Below are 15,057 nucleotides of genomic sequence, written 5' to 3'. Positions count from 1 at the left end.
AACAAGAAAATATACGTTCTTATAAAAAATTCGCTAACCTGTCTTATTGCGTCATCATATGATGAAATATGGTCATACTGATAAGAACGCAAATTAAAGGGTGAATACTTATGAAAATCGGCATTCCAGCTGAATTAAAAAATAATGAAAACCGTGTAGCGATGACGCCAGCCGGAGCAAATCAGTTAATAAAATCTGGACATGAAGTTTGTATTGAAAAGAATGCAGGGTTAGGATCTGGCTTTACAGATGAGCAATACAAAGATGCTGGTGCAACGATTGTGAAAACAGCTGCTGAGGCTTGGTCAATGGACATGGTAATGAAAGTGAAAGAGCCGTTAAAAGAGGAATTTTCCTATTTTCGTGATGATCTGATTTTATTTACTTATTTACATCTTGCGGCTGAACCAGAGCTTACAAAAGCTTTGATTAATAAAAAGGTAACATCGATTGCATACGAAACTGTTCAGCTTTCAAATGGGTCACTTCCTCTATTAACACCAATGAGTGAAGTTGCCGGCAGAATGGCCGCTCAAATCGGTGCTCAACTATTAGAAAAGCCAAAAGGTGGTAAAGGAATTCTGCTAGCTGGAGTTCCTGGTACACAAAGAGGACGTGTGACAATTATAGGCGGTGGTGTAGCTGGTACTAACGCCGCCAAAATTGCATGTGGATTAGGGGCAGAGGTTACGATACTTGATACAAATCCGGAACGGCTAAGGCAGCTTGATGATTTATTTGGAAAAGAAGTATCAACAATCATGTCTAGTACCCCTCACAATATCAGAATCGGTTCAACGAGCAGACCTGGTTATTGGGGCCGTGTTAATTCCTGGAGCAAAAGCACCGAATCTTGTTTTAGCAGAGGATGTAAAGGCAATGGCTAATGGCTCTGTTATTGTTGATATTGCCATTGATCAAGGCGGCATTTTTGAGACAATTGACAGGTTAACGACCCATGACAACCCAACGTATGAAAAACATGGTGTTCTACATTATGCTGTTGCTAATATGCCAGGGGCAGTTCCAAGAACATCCACATTGGCATTAACAAATGTCACTGTACCCTATGCGAATATAATTGCAACCAAAGGTTACCAAAAAGCTTGTTTAGAAGATTCTGCGCTATTGAAAGGTTTGAATACGTTGAAGGGATTTGTAACGTATAAAGCAGTTGCAGAGGCACATGGACTATTTTTTAAGGATGCTACTTCATTATTGGATTCACGTGTATAACACCACATGAAAAACTTAGTGAAAGCTAGGTTTTTCATGTAATCGTTTAGCTAGAAATAAAAATGGGTAAAGTTTTAGTGGACTATTAATTTAACCATTTAACATATAAGGAGTTGAATAAAATGGAAGTTTCATATCACGGACATGCAGTTGTACAAGTAGCAGCACATAATAAAAAAATCATTATAGATCCATTTATTACTGGCAATGAATTAACAGATTTGACAGCTGATTCAGTTGAGGCAGATGTTATTATTCTTACACATGGTCATAATGATCATGTTGGGGACACAGTAGAAATTGCCAAGAAAAATAATGCTTTAGTTATCGCCCCATACGAGCTGGCGGTTTACATAGGGAAAAACGGAATTGATATTCACCCAATGAATATTGGGGGAGCATATGATTTTAATTTTGGCAGAGTAAAACTAACACAGGCTTTTCATGGGTCAAGCTATCAAGAGCCGGATGGTACCGTTATTTATACTGGTATGCCATCAGGTGTTCTATTAACATCTGAAGGCAAAACAATCTATCATGCAGGTGATACTGCACTCTTTACTGATATGAAAATGATTGGAGAACGAAATTCAATAGACCTTGCATTTTTACCAATCGGAGATAATCTAACAATGGGTCCTGAAGACGCAAAGGATGCAGCTCTTTGGTTAAACGCAAGGAAAGTCGTTCCTATCCATTATGATACTTTTCCAGCTATTAAGCAGGATCCGGAAAAATTCGCTCAATCCTTACCAGAAGGCATTGGCCTGCCATTAAAAGTGGGAGAAAAATACGAGCTTTAATAGGATAGTTCATATAATGTGGAAAATAGATTTACAGTATGTTTAGAGTTGAGAACCACAAGCCTAGTTTATACGTGTTGCTTTTAAACCTGTTTTTATAAACTTAGTGGAATGAAGAGGAAGACAATTGACTCCTGTGGGAGGTAGAGGAAAGGCTGAGACCCCGCAGGCAAAGCCGAGGAGGCTCAGCTTCCTCCCCGCGGAAAGCTAATTGTCTGGAGCGTAATGAAACGGACAATTTATTGGGGTTACTGTGTTAGAAACAAAATAGTAAAAATAGCGCAAAATGAAAGTATGCTATCAGAAGAAGCAAAGAATCTCATTCATTGCTTCTTTTTTTATGTGTACATGCATAAAATGAAACAAAGCTTTTATAGAAAGGATGAATCAAGATGAAAAACCTAATGTACGCATTAATTGCATTAATGATGCTCTATTTTGGACTTCAACATATCTCACTTTCGGGCGATCAAATGCAAACTGTGTTTGCTATGAGCTGGTTGTGCTTAGCGATTTTTGTTATTGGTGGAAACTTTGCTCATTATTTGTACCGACCAAAGCAACAGGTTCAAGCAAAGCAGTTAAAATCATATAAGCAAATTCAGAAAAAGAGACAAAGACAAACACTGCGTTGATATAAGCCTTCTTCACCCTTATAATAAAAGTGGATTAGTTTGTTTTTTAAACCGTATTTGTGCGGTCTTATTAGATAAATGCACTAATATAAAAAGGGTGATGCAGCTTGGCTACAAAGCACGAGCAAATTTTGCAGTATATAACTTCACTGCCAGTTGGTGAAAAAATTTCCGTTAGACAAATTGCGAAGGATATAAATGTTAGCGAAGGAACAGCATATCGTGCAATTAAAGAAGCAGAGAACAAAGGATATGTTAGTACGATAGAACGTGTTGGAACGATTAGAATTGAAACAAAGAAAAAAGAGAATTTTGAGAAATTAACATATGCTGAGGTTGTTAATATTGTTGAAGGGCAAGTTTTAGGTGGACGGGCAGGTTTACATAAAACATTAAATAAATTTGTCATTGGTGCGATGAAACTTGATGCCATGATGCGATATACAGGTGCAGGGAATTTACTTATAGTCGGGAATCGTACAACTGCCCATCAATATGCGCTTGAAGCTGGTGCAGCAGTATTGATAACAGGTGGTTTTGATACAGAAGATAGCGTGAAAAAATTAGCTGATGAGCTAGAGCTGCCAATTATTTCAACGAGCTATGATACCTTTACGGTTGGTGCAATGATCAATCGAGCAATTTATGATCAGTTAATTAAGAAAGAAATCGTACAGGTGGAGGATATTCTTACACCGATTGATAAAACAATCTGTTTATCAACGTCTGATACGGTGGCAACTTGGTATCAACATAACTATGAAACTGGACATGGTCGGTTTCCAGTGATAGATCAGAACTTAAAAGTGCAAGGAATTGTTACCTCTAAAGATATTATGGGGAACGACCATTCAACCCTAATCGAAAAAATAATGACTAAAAGTCCGATTACGGTAATTGGTAAAACTTCTGTCGCATCAGCAGCACAAATGATGGTTTGGGAAGGGATCGAAATTTTGCCGGTAGTAGACCAGCAGAATAGATTGCAGGGTATTATTAGTCGTCAAGATGTTCTTAAGGCTCTTCAAATGATCCAACGTCAACCACAAATTGGTGAAAAACTTGATGACATTGTGACAAATCAATTTATAACGATTGATGATGAATCAAAACGCAGTAGTATTTTTCGATGTGAAGTAACTCCGCAAATGACAAATCACCTTGGCACCATTTCCTATGGAGTTTTTACGACACTTGTTACAGAGTCCGTTAATCGTTATCTAAGAGCACAGAAAAAAGGTGACATTGTTGTTGAAAATATCACAATATACTTTATTAAACCTGTTCAAATGGAATCAGTGCTTGAAATTCACCCGAAAATATTAGAGGTTGGTCGTAAGTTTGGAAAAATTGATATAGAAGCATATAGCGACGGTGTTGTCGTAGGAAAAGCAATGATGATGGTTCAATTGATTGAGAGATAATACAGGATACAAAAATAGGGTTAACTGTTTTATAAAACAGTTAACCCTATTTTTTCGAAGAATTCTTTACTGTTGTTCTTTTATTTCTTTTAGAACATATGGAAGATAATGCTTGTAAGCTCGGTAACCTACCCAAGCACTGCCAAAACCGATTAACAGAAAAATAATTCCCACAACAAATGATAAGGTTGAGCGAAACATAAATAATTGATTAAGCCCAAAAAATGCAACAAACAGACCTAATGCAATGCTAGCTTTCGCAGATATCCAACTTTTCTCCGCTTGCTTATTTGATCTGTATGATTTGACCCTATAGTACAAATAGAAAGCTAGTGAAAAAATAATAAGTACAACTAAAACTGGCATATAAAAACCTCCATTACTGAGATGAGTATTTTTTCTACTCTTGCATCTAGTAAGGTAAAAAAGAAGAAATATCTTCTTAAACAACCTATAATAAAAGATAGCATGTTTAGTTTAACATGTCTTTAACTAAATACGATGAAATGAAAATCCTGAAGATTCATTCTTTTTTAAAATTTGTATTTATGATTTAATAAACTATATAGAGAGAAAAGGAGACCAAAATGAAACAACAAATACTAGATGAAATTAGCCAAAATGACACAATTATCATTCATCGCCATGTTCGTCCAGATCCAGATGCCTATGGCTCTCAATGCGGTTTGGCTGAAATGATAAAAGCTACATACCCAAATAAGAAAATCTATGTTGTAGGAGAATCTGAGCCATCGCTCGAGTTTCTTTATAAAATGGATCATATTTCAGACGAGATATACAAAGAAGCACTTGTTATTGTATGTGATACAGCGAACCAAGCCGCATCAGTGATCAACGTTATAAAACAGGTAAAAAATTGATTAAAATCGACCACCATCCAAATGATGATCAATATGGAGATCTTTTGTGGGTGGAAACTGAAGCAAGTGCTACAAGTGAAATGATTTATGAACTGTACTTAGAAGGTAAAGATCAGGGCTTTAAATTATCTGGAAAAGCGGCAGAACTTCTTTATACTGGGATTGTGGGTGATACAGGAAGGTTCCTATTCCCTAGTACAACGGAGAAAACTTTTCAGTATGCAAGTGCATTAATCTCAAAAGGAATTAATCCTACACCAATTTACGACGAACTTTACAAAACAAAGAGAAACGTCGCTAAACTTAGTGGATATGTTCTTCAAAACTTTACGTTAACATCATCAGGTTCTGCATCAATGAGTATAACGAAAGATATATTAAAGGAATTTGATGTGACCCCTTCAGAGGCTTCGCAGCTTGTTGGAATTTTAGGTAATATTGAAGGTGTGAAAGCATGGGTGTTCTTTGTGGAAGAAGAAAATCAGATTCGTGTTAGACTTAGAGCAAAAAAACTTGTGATAAATGAATTAGCTAAAAAATATAATGGTGGCGGACATCCACTCGCATCTGGAGCTTCTGTATATAGTTGGGAAGAAGCGAAACAGGTGTTACATGATCTAGAAGTGCTATGTCAGGATGAATGATCCTAAGAAATAAGAAAGGGTTCGGTAAAAACTGCCGAACCCTTTTCTAACCTAGTCGGTAGTCATAAGATGACATAGTTCCTTACCTTAAAATTTTACGATCAAGAAGGATGATGGTGGAGAGGTTAGTTTGCTTACAATACAGTTATGGATTACTTTTAGTGGTTTGAAAAGAACATGTGATGAGGATCTTTAGAAAACGCCACTTTGATAATGGAGTTTTACATTGATGAAGAGAGAATGATAGCGGTTACTTTTCTTTTTTCGGAATAAACCAATAACCCAGCTCTGTAGCATCCTCATACACATCCAATTGTAAAATCTGACATTCTTTTTTGATAATGTTTGCAAGCTCAGCTGTTTCTACATATGCTGAGAACCCTTTTTTGATATGGTTAATCTTTTCCTGGACAACTTGTTTTGAACTTAAAATATACATATCCATCCCTCCGTTAAGTAGTAGTACAACCGATAAAGTGAGTTGGTTAAACAAGGAATCAATTGTCATAATTGTTGGAATGAATGTTTTATGAAGAGTGGGTGGGGAGGTTAAAGCCAGTTTGTGAGAGAGCAAACCAGCTTGTTTATAGTGAATGTTTTTTCCTTGTTTTTCCTATTTCTATTTTATCGGAAAAGGGAAGGTTTTGCGATTGATTTTTAATAAAAATCAAAAATATTTCAAATTCTCTTGGAGTATTGTTAGTCTACAAATGATATTTTAATTTCAATATATAGTGTGGTGGTTAACATGAATTTTGTCATTTCAAGCTTGTATTCTTTTCCATCAAACTTTAATGGCTTATTTTCAATGATTCGTTCTATTAATAGATGGTTAGAAACGATACTCTCAATATCCTTGGCCATTACGTCTTTTAAATCTTCCTTTACACTGTTCTCTATATTCGTTATCCTAAAGTCCTTAAAAAGATAGCGGTCACCGTTAGTTAATTTAATCTTAATCTCTTGAACAGTCAGCTTTTCTTGAGCTTTTTTATTTAATTTTGTATACTCATCTTGATAGATTTTCTTGTCATTCTCTAAATCTTGAATTGTTTGCTTTTGTTTATTTATAATTGTACTATGTTCTTCTTGAATAACTCCAAAAATAAAAAGAAAAACACCCCAACTAATAACTGCCCCTATTGCTGCACCTGCAAAAAAACGTTGCCATGAAGGTTGCTGATAGTGCGGCGGGATTCTCATGAAAGATGCTCCTGTGTTAACCAAGTAATAAGTAACCAACCTGTTTGAGCTCCACCCATAGCTGATACAATTAACAATACTTGTTTAACAATATCTCGTGTTTCACCTTGAAAAATTCCACGCTCAAAGCTGTAAAAAGCATCAAATGTACCACCTATTGCTGCAACAAGAGCCCAAATTTTTAGCCTATTAGCAAATTCAAACATTTTGGTTAATGGTGGTTCTCCTGCTAAAAATGCACCAATGGCACCGATTAGTGTGCCACCTAAAAGTACTCCTAGTGCTATAAAGTAACTATGAATAAAAGCCGGCATAAAGGCTTCTTTGTCCATGACTATCAACCCCCTACTCTATATATATGGACGACCTATTTTAAGTATGAAAGAAAATATTTTTGTAGAAATGGTCTAAATTCTGTAACACAGAATGCTCTTATTTGTAACTATATAACCGCGGGAATATAATGAAGGATATATAAATGATTCTTGAAAATATCTAAAACGAATGTAGAAAGGAGGGGAATATATGCCATTTGTTCACCTTCAAGTGAAAAGTGCATACAGCTTGCTCTCAAGTGCAGCAAGATTGGATAAATTAGTTAATAAGGCAAAAGAATGTAAATTCAATGCAATTGCGTTGACTGATTTTCATGTGATGTATGGGGCTGTAGCTTTTTATAAGCTTTGTCAGGAAAATGGAATAAAGCCTATCTTAGGTATGACAGTCACAATCATAGATGAACAACATGAGACCAACGTGACAGCTGTGCTACTAGCTGAAAATAACGAGGGGTATCAAAATTTATTAAAAATAAGCAGTGCTCTTCAAACAAAATCACCTGAAGGGCTTCCAGATCGATGGTTAAAAAGCTATCATTCTGGATTAATAGCCATTATTCCAGGACAAATGTTCATGGAAAACTTTGAAAAAGAGCAGTTTGATCAAGACGTTATCTTATTAAAAAAGTATCAATCCCTTTTTGGTGAAAACTCAATATATATAGGAACTGAGAAAGTATCTTTAGAAGATGAGTCATTACATAATCATTTAATGTTAATAAGTAATGAAGTGAATATTCCTATGGTGGCGACGAATAATGTAAGCTATATCGAAAAAGAAGATTATCTTGCGCAGCAATGTCTATTAGCATTAAAACGAGGTGAGAAGCTTTCAGATTTTCGAGTTGACTTAAAAGGTACACATGAAAATTACTTAAAGTCAGCAGCTGAAATGGTGTCTTTATTCGAAAAATATCCGGATGCATTAGAAAATACATTAAAGATAGCTGATCGTTGTAAAGTAAATCTTCATCTCGGAGTTACGCATCTACCAAAATACTCGACTCCTAAAAACCAAAGTGCTGATGAATACCTTGAGGAGCTTTGTTTTAAAGGATTGAATGCAAGATTTGAAAATCCTGATTCTACTTATTTACAAAGACTAAGCTATGAGTTAAAGGTTATAAAAAGAATGAACTTTAGTGATTATTTCTTAATTGTATGGGATTTTATGAAATATGCACATGATCATGGTATTTTAACAGGTCCTGGACGAGGTTCTGCTGCAGGTTCTCTTGTTTCATATGTACTGCGAATTACGGATGTAGATCCAATTAAACATAGATTGCTTTTTGAAAGGTTTTTAAATCCAGAGCGTATTACGATGCCGGATATTGATATTGACTTTCCAGATACAAGACGTGATGAAGTAATAGCTTATGTAGCAAACAAATATGGCAAATTACATGTTGCTCAAATTATCACCTTTGGTACGTTAGCAGCCAAAGCAGCTATTCGTGATGTGGGGAGAGTAATGGGAGCTTCACCTAAGGAAACAGATGTCTTATCGAAGCTGATCCCATCTCGACCCGGAATCACCCTTCAAGAAGCATTTAAAGAATCTCAGGCACTACAGAAATTAATTACTGAAAATGAACAAAATAAAAAAATCTATGAAACAGCTTTAAAACTAGAAGGCCTCCCAAGGCATACTTCTACACATGCAGCAGGTGTTGTTTTAAGTGATCAACCTTTAACAAATATTGTCCCAATTCAGGAAGGACAACAGGATGTGTACTTAACACAGTACTCTATGGATTACTTAGAAGATCTCGGCTTTTAAAAATGGATTTTTTAGGCTTAAGAAATCTTTCTTTAATCGAGAATATTATGAAATCTATACAACGTGTTGAAGGAAAACGAGTTGATTTGACGAACATATCCTATCAAGACGAAAAAACGTTTGACCTTTTATCCCAGGGAGATACATCAGGAGTTTTTCAACTTGAATCTGAGGGGATGAGAAGTGTTTTAAAACGTCTTAAACCTAGCAGTCTCGAGGATATTGTTGCTGTAAATGCATTATACAGACCTGGTCCGATGGAAAATATTCCACTCTTTATTGACAGAAAACATAAAAGAAAAAGTACAACATATTTACACCCCACACTTGAACCGATTTTGCAGAATACCTATGGTGTTATTGTTTATCAGGAGCAAATAATGGAATTGGCTTCTACTATTGCAGGATTTACTCTAGGGGAAGCAGACTTATTAAGAAGAGCCGTTGGGAAGAAAAAGAAAGATATACTAGATCAAGAGAGGGAACATTTTGTCTCGGGTGTACTAGAAATGGTTATAGTCAACAAGTGGCAAACTCAATTTATGATTTAATTGTAAAGTTTGCCAACTATGGATTTAACCGAAGTCATGCAGTTGCTTATAGTATGATTGCTTACCAATTAGCCTTTTTAAAAGCAAATTATCCTCTCCATTTTTTAACAGCTTTATTAACAAGTGTAAGTGGAAATGAAGATAAAGTGGCTCAATATGTTCGAGAGGCGAAGCGTAAAGGTTTCACGGTGCTGCCACCTTCTGTAAACAAAAGTGAGTTTGCATTTTTAGTAGAAGGTGCAAGTATTCGCTATAATTTAACATCTATTAAAAATGTAGGTATTGCGGCTATTAAGGAAATCTTTCATGCAAGAAAGAAAAAACCTTTTACTGACTTATTTGATTTTTGTATAAGGGTATCAATGAAAATTGTGACTAGAAAAACAATGGAGCAACTTATTTTTGCAGGTGCAATGGATGAGTTTACTATTGATCGTGCAACGTTGCTTGCAAGCCTCGATGTTGCCATTGAGCATGCGGAGCTAATGACTCCATCAGATGAAAGTCAATTTGATCTCTTTTTGGAAGAAGAATTTAATCTAAAGCCAAAGTATATTGAAGTAGAGCCATTTAAAATTGAAGAAAAACTTAGATTTGAAAAAGAATCTCTAGGTTTATACTTTTCCATTCATCCTGTTGAAATGTATCGTTCAAACCTTCAAGGGATCCGTGCTGTTACTATTGATGATTTATCTTCAAATGTAGATCGAAAGGTTTCAATTGGGGCTTTGGTAGCGAATGTACGAACAATACGTACTAAAAAAGGTGAGGTTATGGCTTTTTTACTACTTGGAGATGAAACAGGAGATATTGACGCCGTTATTTTCCCACAAACTTATTCAAAGTTTGGTGAAAAGGTGAGGGACGGAATGATTTTCTATCTGGAGGGAAAAGTTGAAAGAAGACAGGATAAACTTCAGTTTATTGTGCAGCAAATAAAAGAACTGGAACACTTACCAGCCGTTTCTAAACATGCAAAGCTCTTTGTGAAAATTGAAAAGCAGTTCTCAGATCAACAAAAATTGCTAGATGTAAAGAAGATACTAAGTCGTTTTAACGGGAGTATCCCTGTCTACCTGTATTATGAGCATGAGAAGAGGACCATTCAATTACCTGAAGAGTTCTCAGTTTCAGCTACAGAAGAGTGTTTAACAGATTTAATGAATTTACTTGGGCAAAATAATGTTGTACTAAAACAGGAGTAGCCTTTAATTGTAAGGCTATTTTCGTAAATGAGGATGTTTATGCTAAACGATGCTTTACAATCAAATGAATTATGTTATCATTTAATAATGATTTAAAGTGGTCTGACCACTTTTTTAAAGAATGATAGGCAGTGTAATAATAGATACAGCTGAACTGGTAACCAAACAATTAGATTCTTACAATAGGGTACTTGTTCTAGTACTTTACATGGGGAGTGTTCATGATGTCATTGAGAGAAGAAGCCTTACATATTCATCGTGTTAACAAAGGGAAATTAGAATCAAAGTCAAAGATTCCAGTAAAAAACGCTTATGATTTAAGCCTTGCTTATTCACCTGGTGTAGCTGAACCTTGTAAAGATATCTATGATGATAAAAGCAAAGTCTATGATTATACGATGAAAGGTAATATGGTTGCAGTAGTTTCTGATGGTACGGCTGTGCTCGGGTTAGGAAACATTGGTCCTGAAGCAGCATTACCGGTTATGGAAGGAAAAGCAGTTCTTTTCAAAAGTTTTGCTGGAGTGGATGCATTTCCAATTTGTTTAAACACAACAGATATTGATGAAATTGTTAATACAGTTAAGTTGCTTGAACCAACGTTTGGTGGAGTAAACTTAGAAGACATAGCTGCTCCTAATTGTTTTGTTATTGAAGAACGTTTAAAAAAGGAAACGAATATCCCTATTTTTCACGATGACCAACATGGTACTGCAATTGTAACTGTAGCAGGACTTGTTAATGCTCTTAAATTAGTTGGAAAAAGTATGTCTAATATCCGGGTTGTAGCTAACGGTGCAGGTGCAGCGGGTATTGCAATCATTAAACTTTTATATAGCTATGGTGTAAGAGATATTATTATGTGTGACACGAAAGGTGCAATCTTTGAAAATCGTTCACACGGTATGAACAATGTGAAATCTGAGGTAGCTAAATATACAAATAGAGATCAGCTGGAAGGTAGTTTGGCCGATGTTATTAAGGGTGCCGATGTATTTATTGGAGTTTCGGTTGAAGGGGCCTTGTCTAAAGAAATGGTTCAATCAATGAATGAGAATCCAATTATCTTTGCTATGGCTAATCCTGTTCCAGAAATTATGCCGAATGAAGCTAAAGAAGCAGGGGCGATGGTTATTGGAACAGGCCGATCTGATTTTCCAAACCAAGTAAACAATGTATTGGCCTTCCCAGGGATTTTTAGAGGTGCGTTAGATGTACGTGCTACACACATTAATGAGAAAATGAAAATTGCGGCGGTTGAGGCAATCGCAGCACTTGTTTCTGAAAAGGATTTAAGTCCAGATTATGTTATTCCGGCACCATTTGATCCAAGAGTGGCACCAGCTGTTGCTTCAGCAGTAGCTAAGGCAGCAATGGAAACCGGTGTGGCAAGAATAAAAGTCGATCCGGAGGAAGTTGCTGAGAAAACGAGGCAATTAGCCATCATTGATTAAAGTGAGTGATTCTTCTTTGACAACTCCGCATTCAAAAGTTTATATTGAAATCCTTCGCCATATTCGCGCAATTATTGCAGAAAAACAGCTTTCTTATGGAGATAAAATTCCTTCAGAAAGAGAGCTGGCTGAGAATTTAAAAGTTGGAAGATCTTCTGTTCGTGAAGCGTTAAGAGCCCTTGAATTATTAGGAATGATTGAAACGAGAAGAGGCGAAGGAACTTTTATAAAGGATTTTAGAGAACATAATTTAATTGAACTGCTGGGTACCTTTATTCTTGATGATACAAAAGCAATAAAGGATGTTATTAAAATGAACGAGCTATTAGAAAAAAATGCCCTGCAGCTAATCTTACAAAGTGACATAAATGTACAATTAGAAGAATTATCTAGTAAAGTTCAGGATACAGAGATAACAAGATTTGAATTAATGACTGAGCTTGTTAAATTAGCAAACAATTTTCTCTTATATCGAATTTGGAATGTTTTAAACGAATATGTCAGCTTTGTATATAAAGGTGATCAATCGCATAGTTCTTCAAAAAAACATTTAGCAATGTTGCTTGATGCTTTAATAAAAAAGGATCATTTAGAAGTGTTTATTCAGTATGAAGCGGTATCCCTTAAAGAAAATGTCGAATAGATATTGACAACTTTCTACAACATGTTTGTCCACCAATCGTTACAGTTAATATAACTGACACTTTTTTAGAAAATAGTTTCTTAAAGTGAATACTAGTTTATGTAATCATTATCTGATTTAAATAGAAGCAGCTTTAATAAAGGCTATGTTTAAGCGCGTTGTTATTTTTGGCTATAAATTGATATGAACTAATAGGAAATCTTCGGCCAATTATAACAGTGCCTTTGAAAAAGGGGAGGTACCGTTTTGTTAAAAGATTTATTTACTAAGCCAAAACCAAAGAAAAAGAAATATGCCTCAATTCCTTCTGAGCAGGCTAAGCAAGATGTTCCGGAAGGGATTGTCATAAAATGCCCGAATTGTAAAAAGATCATGTATACGAAAGAACTTAATAAAAATCTAAAAGTTTGTATGAATTGTGGATATCATCATCAAATGAACGCTAGAGAGCGAATCGAGAGCTTATTTGATGAAAGTAGCTTCCTTGAATATGATCAAAACATGATATCTGAAAATCCTCTAAACTTCCCTGATTATGAGGAAAAACTTGAAAAAGATCGTCAAAAAACAAAACAAAATGAAGCTGTAGTGACAGGAGAAGGTCTGATAAACGGCTTTAGAACAGCTGTGGCTATCATGGACGCTAGTTTTAGAATGGGAAGTATGGGTTCTGTTGTAGGAGAAAAAATTACTCGAGCAATAGAAAATGCGAATGAAAAAGGATTACCGATTATTATTTTTACTGCTTCCGGCGGGGCTAGGATGCAAGAAGGTGTTTTAAGTCTCATGCAAATGGCTAAAACAAGTTCTGCCCTTAAGCTTTTTAGTGATAATGGCGGGTTGATCATTTCTGTTATGACACATCCAACAACTGGAGGAGTTTCGGCAAGCTTTGCATCACTAGGTGACTATAATTTTGCTGAGCCAGGTGCTTTAATTGGGTTTGCTGGTAGAAGAATTATTGAACAAACCATTAGAGAAGATCTTCCTGAAGACTTCCAAACAGCAGAATTTTTACTGAAGCACGGGCAATTAGACAATGTTATTAATCGCCAAGATTTAAAGGAAACTCTTGGGAGCATACTTGATATTCATCAAACAGGAGGTGAAATAACATGGTAGGTGAAATGGAGTTTGAAAAGCCAGTTACCGAGCTTAGAGCTAAAATTAAAGAACTGAAAGATTTTACTGCTCAATCTGATGTTGATTTATCATCTGAAATTGAAAAATTAGAAGCAAGATTAGAAAAGCTTGAAAATGAAATTTATACAAATATAAAGCCTTGGGATCGTGTTCAAATTGCAAGGCATCCTAGTCGCCCTACAACTCTAGATTATATTGAACAAATTTTTACTAATTTCTTAGAATGTCATGGTGACCGATATTATGGTGATGATGATGCCATTGTTAGTGGTATAGCTAAGTTCAGAGATGTACCAGTAACTGTAATTGGTCACCAGCGTGGTAAAGATACAAAAGAAAATATTCGAAGAAATTTTGGTATGCCACATCCTGAAGGCTATCGTAAAGCATTACGGTTGATGAAACAAGCTGATAAATTCAATCGTCCGATTATATGTTTTATAGATACAAAAGGTGCTTATCCAGGAAAAGCAGCTGAAGAAAGAGGACAAAGTGAAGCAATTGCTAAAAACTTGTTCGAAATGGCTGGTTTATCTGTTCCAGTTATTTGTATCGTTATTGGAGAAGGTGGTAGTGGTGGAGCACTAGCATTAGGTGTAGGAAATTATATTCATATGTTGGAGAACTCTACCTACTCTGTTATTTCTCCTGAAGGTGCAGCAGCATTACTTTGGAAAGACTCAGGATTAGCAAAGAAAGCTGCAGAAACGATGAAAATAACTGCCCCAGATTTAAAGCAACTTGGTGTTGTTGATGAAATTATCCCAGAAGTAAAAGGTGGAGCACATAAAGATGTAGCTCAGCAAGCAACCAATATTACTGAGGTAATCGCAAGCTCTTTAAAAACTCTCTCAAGTATGACAGGGGAAGAATTAATTCAGCATCGTTATGAAAAATATAAAAGAATAGGTCAAGTATCGTTTGCAAACGATCTACTTGGGGTAAAATAGAAAAACGTGCGGCCGACCGGTCCACGTTTTCTTTTGCGGATGTAAAAAAAACAATTCATTCTATTTTATTTACAGATTATACTTTTTTTGCAAAGTAGGACAATAATTTTGCAAAATTACATAATTCATTAAACACAGCAGATAATTTATTGTATAATGAAAAA

General features: G+C 35.6%; 12 protein-coding genes and 3 pseudogenes. 11 read left to right on the top strand and 4 right to left on the bottom strand.

Annotated elements, in window-relative coordinates; genetic code table 11:
- Positions 1-110 precede the first annotated feature (110 nt).
- The 4 genes and pseudogenes from ald (at position 111) to MVE64_RS07075 (ending at position 4,098) form a co-directional block, all read left to right on the top strand.
- Positions 111-1,236 (top strand): annotated as a pseudogene (ald, locus tag MVE64_RS07090) (alanine dehydrogenase).
- Positions 1,237-1,358: 122 nt separating this feature from the next.
- Positions 1,359-2,039: a metal-dependent hydrolase gene (locus MVE64_RS07085; protein ID WP_247345033.1), complete on the top strand. Its 681-nt coding sequence runs from the start codon at positions 1,359-1,361 to the stop codon at positions 2,037-2,039.
- A 392-nt stretch (positions 2,040-2,431) separates the two neighbouring features.
- Positions 2,432-2,674, top strand: a complete 243-nt coding sequence (locus MVE64_RS07080; RefSeq protein WP_247345030.1) for a hypothetical protein — start codon at positions 2,432-2,434, stop codon at positions 2,672-2,674.
- A gap of 107 nt (positions 2,675-2,781) precedes the next feature.
- On the top strand, positions 2,782-4,098 hold the full coding sequence (locus MVE64_RS07075) for a CBS domain-containing protein (protein ID WP_247345028.1): 1,317 nt from the start codon (positions 2,782-2,784) through the stop codon (positions 4,096-4,098).
- A gap of 66 nt (positions 4,099-4,164) precedes the next feature.
- On the opposite strand, the gene MVE64_RS07070 is transcribed toward MVE64_RS07075, so the two are convergent.
- The gene (locus MVE64_RS07070) at positions 4,165-4,464 is read right to left on the bottom strand and encodes a YtpI family protein (RefSeq protein WP_247345025.1); all 300 of its coding nucleotides are present in this window, start codon (positions 4,462-4,464) and stop codon (positions 4,165-4,167) included.
- Positions 4,465-4,685: 221 nt separating this feature from the next.
- Here MVE64_RS07070 and MVE64_RS28095 point away from each other — a divergent pair.
- Positions 4,686-5,083 (top strand): annotated as a pseudogene (locus MVE64_RS28095) (DHH family phosphoesterase); the annotation flags it as partial.
- Positions 5,060-5,623, top strand: a complete 564-nt coding sequence (locus MVE64_RS28090; protein WP_425594004.1) for a DHH family phosphoesterase — start codon at positions 5,060-5,062, stop codon at positions 5,621-5,623. The pseudogene MVE64_RS28095 and the gene MVE64_RS28090, both read left to right, overlap by 24 nt.
- Positions 5,624-5,873: 250 nt before the next feature.
- On the opposite strand, the gene MVE64_RS07060 is transcribed toward MVE64_RS28090, so the two are convergent.
- From MVE64_RS07060 to ytrH, 3 genes are all read right to left on the bottom strand, one after another.
- A complete protein-coding gene (locus tag MVE64_RS07060) occupies positions 5,874-6,062 on the bottom strand; it encodes a YtzJ family protein (RefSeq protein ID WP_247345022.1) in 189 nt (62 codons plus the stop codon).
- A 260-nt stretch (positions 6,063-6,322) separates the two neighbouring features.
- On the bottom strand, positions 6,323-6,826 hold the full coding sequence (gene ytrI, locus MVE64_RS07055; protein ID WP_247345019.1) for a sporulation membrane protein YtrI: 504 nt from the start codon (positions 6,824-6,826) through the stop codon (positions 6,323-6,325).
- On the bottom strand, positions 6,823-7,158 hold the full coding sequence (gene ytrH, locus MVE64_RS07050) for a sporulation membrane protein YtrH (RefSeq protein ID WP_026560822.1): 336 nt from the start codon (positions 7,156-7,158) through the stop codon (positions 6,823-6,825). Before ytrH ends, ytrI begins: the two co-directional genes overlap by 4 nt.
- Before the next feature lie 193 nt (positions 7,159-7,351).
- Here ytrH and dnaE point away from each other — a divergent pair.
- The 5 genes and pseudogenes from dnaE (at position 7,352) to accA (ending at position 14,893) form a co-directional block, all read left to right on the top strand.
- A pseudogene (gene dnaE, locus MVE64_RS07045) lies at positions 7,352-10,703 on the top strand (DNA polymerase III subunit alpha).
- 224 nt (positions 10,704-10,927) lie between these two features.
- On the top strand, positions 10,928-12,157 hold the full coding sequence (gene ystJ / locus MVE64_RS07040; RefSeq protein WP_247346981.1) for an NADP-dependent malic enzyme: 1,230 nt from the start codon (positions 10,928-10,930) through the stop codon (positions 12,155-12,157).
- Position 12,158: 1 nt separating this feature from the next.
- On the top strand, positions 12,159-12,800 hold the full coding sequence (locus MVE64_RS07035; protein WP_247346979.1) for a FadR/GntR family transcriptional regulator: 642 nt from the start codon (positions 12,159-12,161) through the stop codon (positions 12,798-12,800).
- Positions 12,801-13,046: 246 nt separating this feature from the next.
- Complete coding sequence (gene accD / locus MVE64_RS07030) at positions 13,047-13,922, top strand: acetyl-CoA carboxylase, carboxyltransferase subunit beta (protein ID WP_247345016.1); 876 nt, start codon at positions 13,047-13,049, stop codon at positions 13,920-13,922.
- Positions 13,916-14,893, top strand: coding sequence for an acetyl-CoA carboxylase carboxyl transferase subunit alpha (gene accA, locus MVE64_RS07025; protein WP_247345013.1), 978 nt, complete (start codon positions 13,916-13,918; stop codon positions 14,891-14,893). The genes accD and accA overlap by 7 nt, the downstream gene beginning before the upstream one ends.
- The last annotated feature ends 164 nt before the right edge of the window (positions 14,894-15,057 follow it).

It is taken from the genome of Metabacillus endolithicus, from assembly GCF_023078335.1.
GTDB lineage: Bacteria > Bacillota > Bacilli > Bacillales > Bacillaceae > Metabacillus > Metabacillus endolithicus.
The sequence above is the reverse complement of the archived record's forward strand: the minus strand, read 5'-3'. Positions and strand labels throughout refer to the sequence as shown.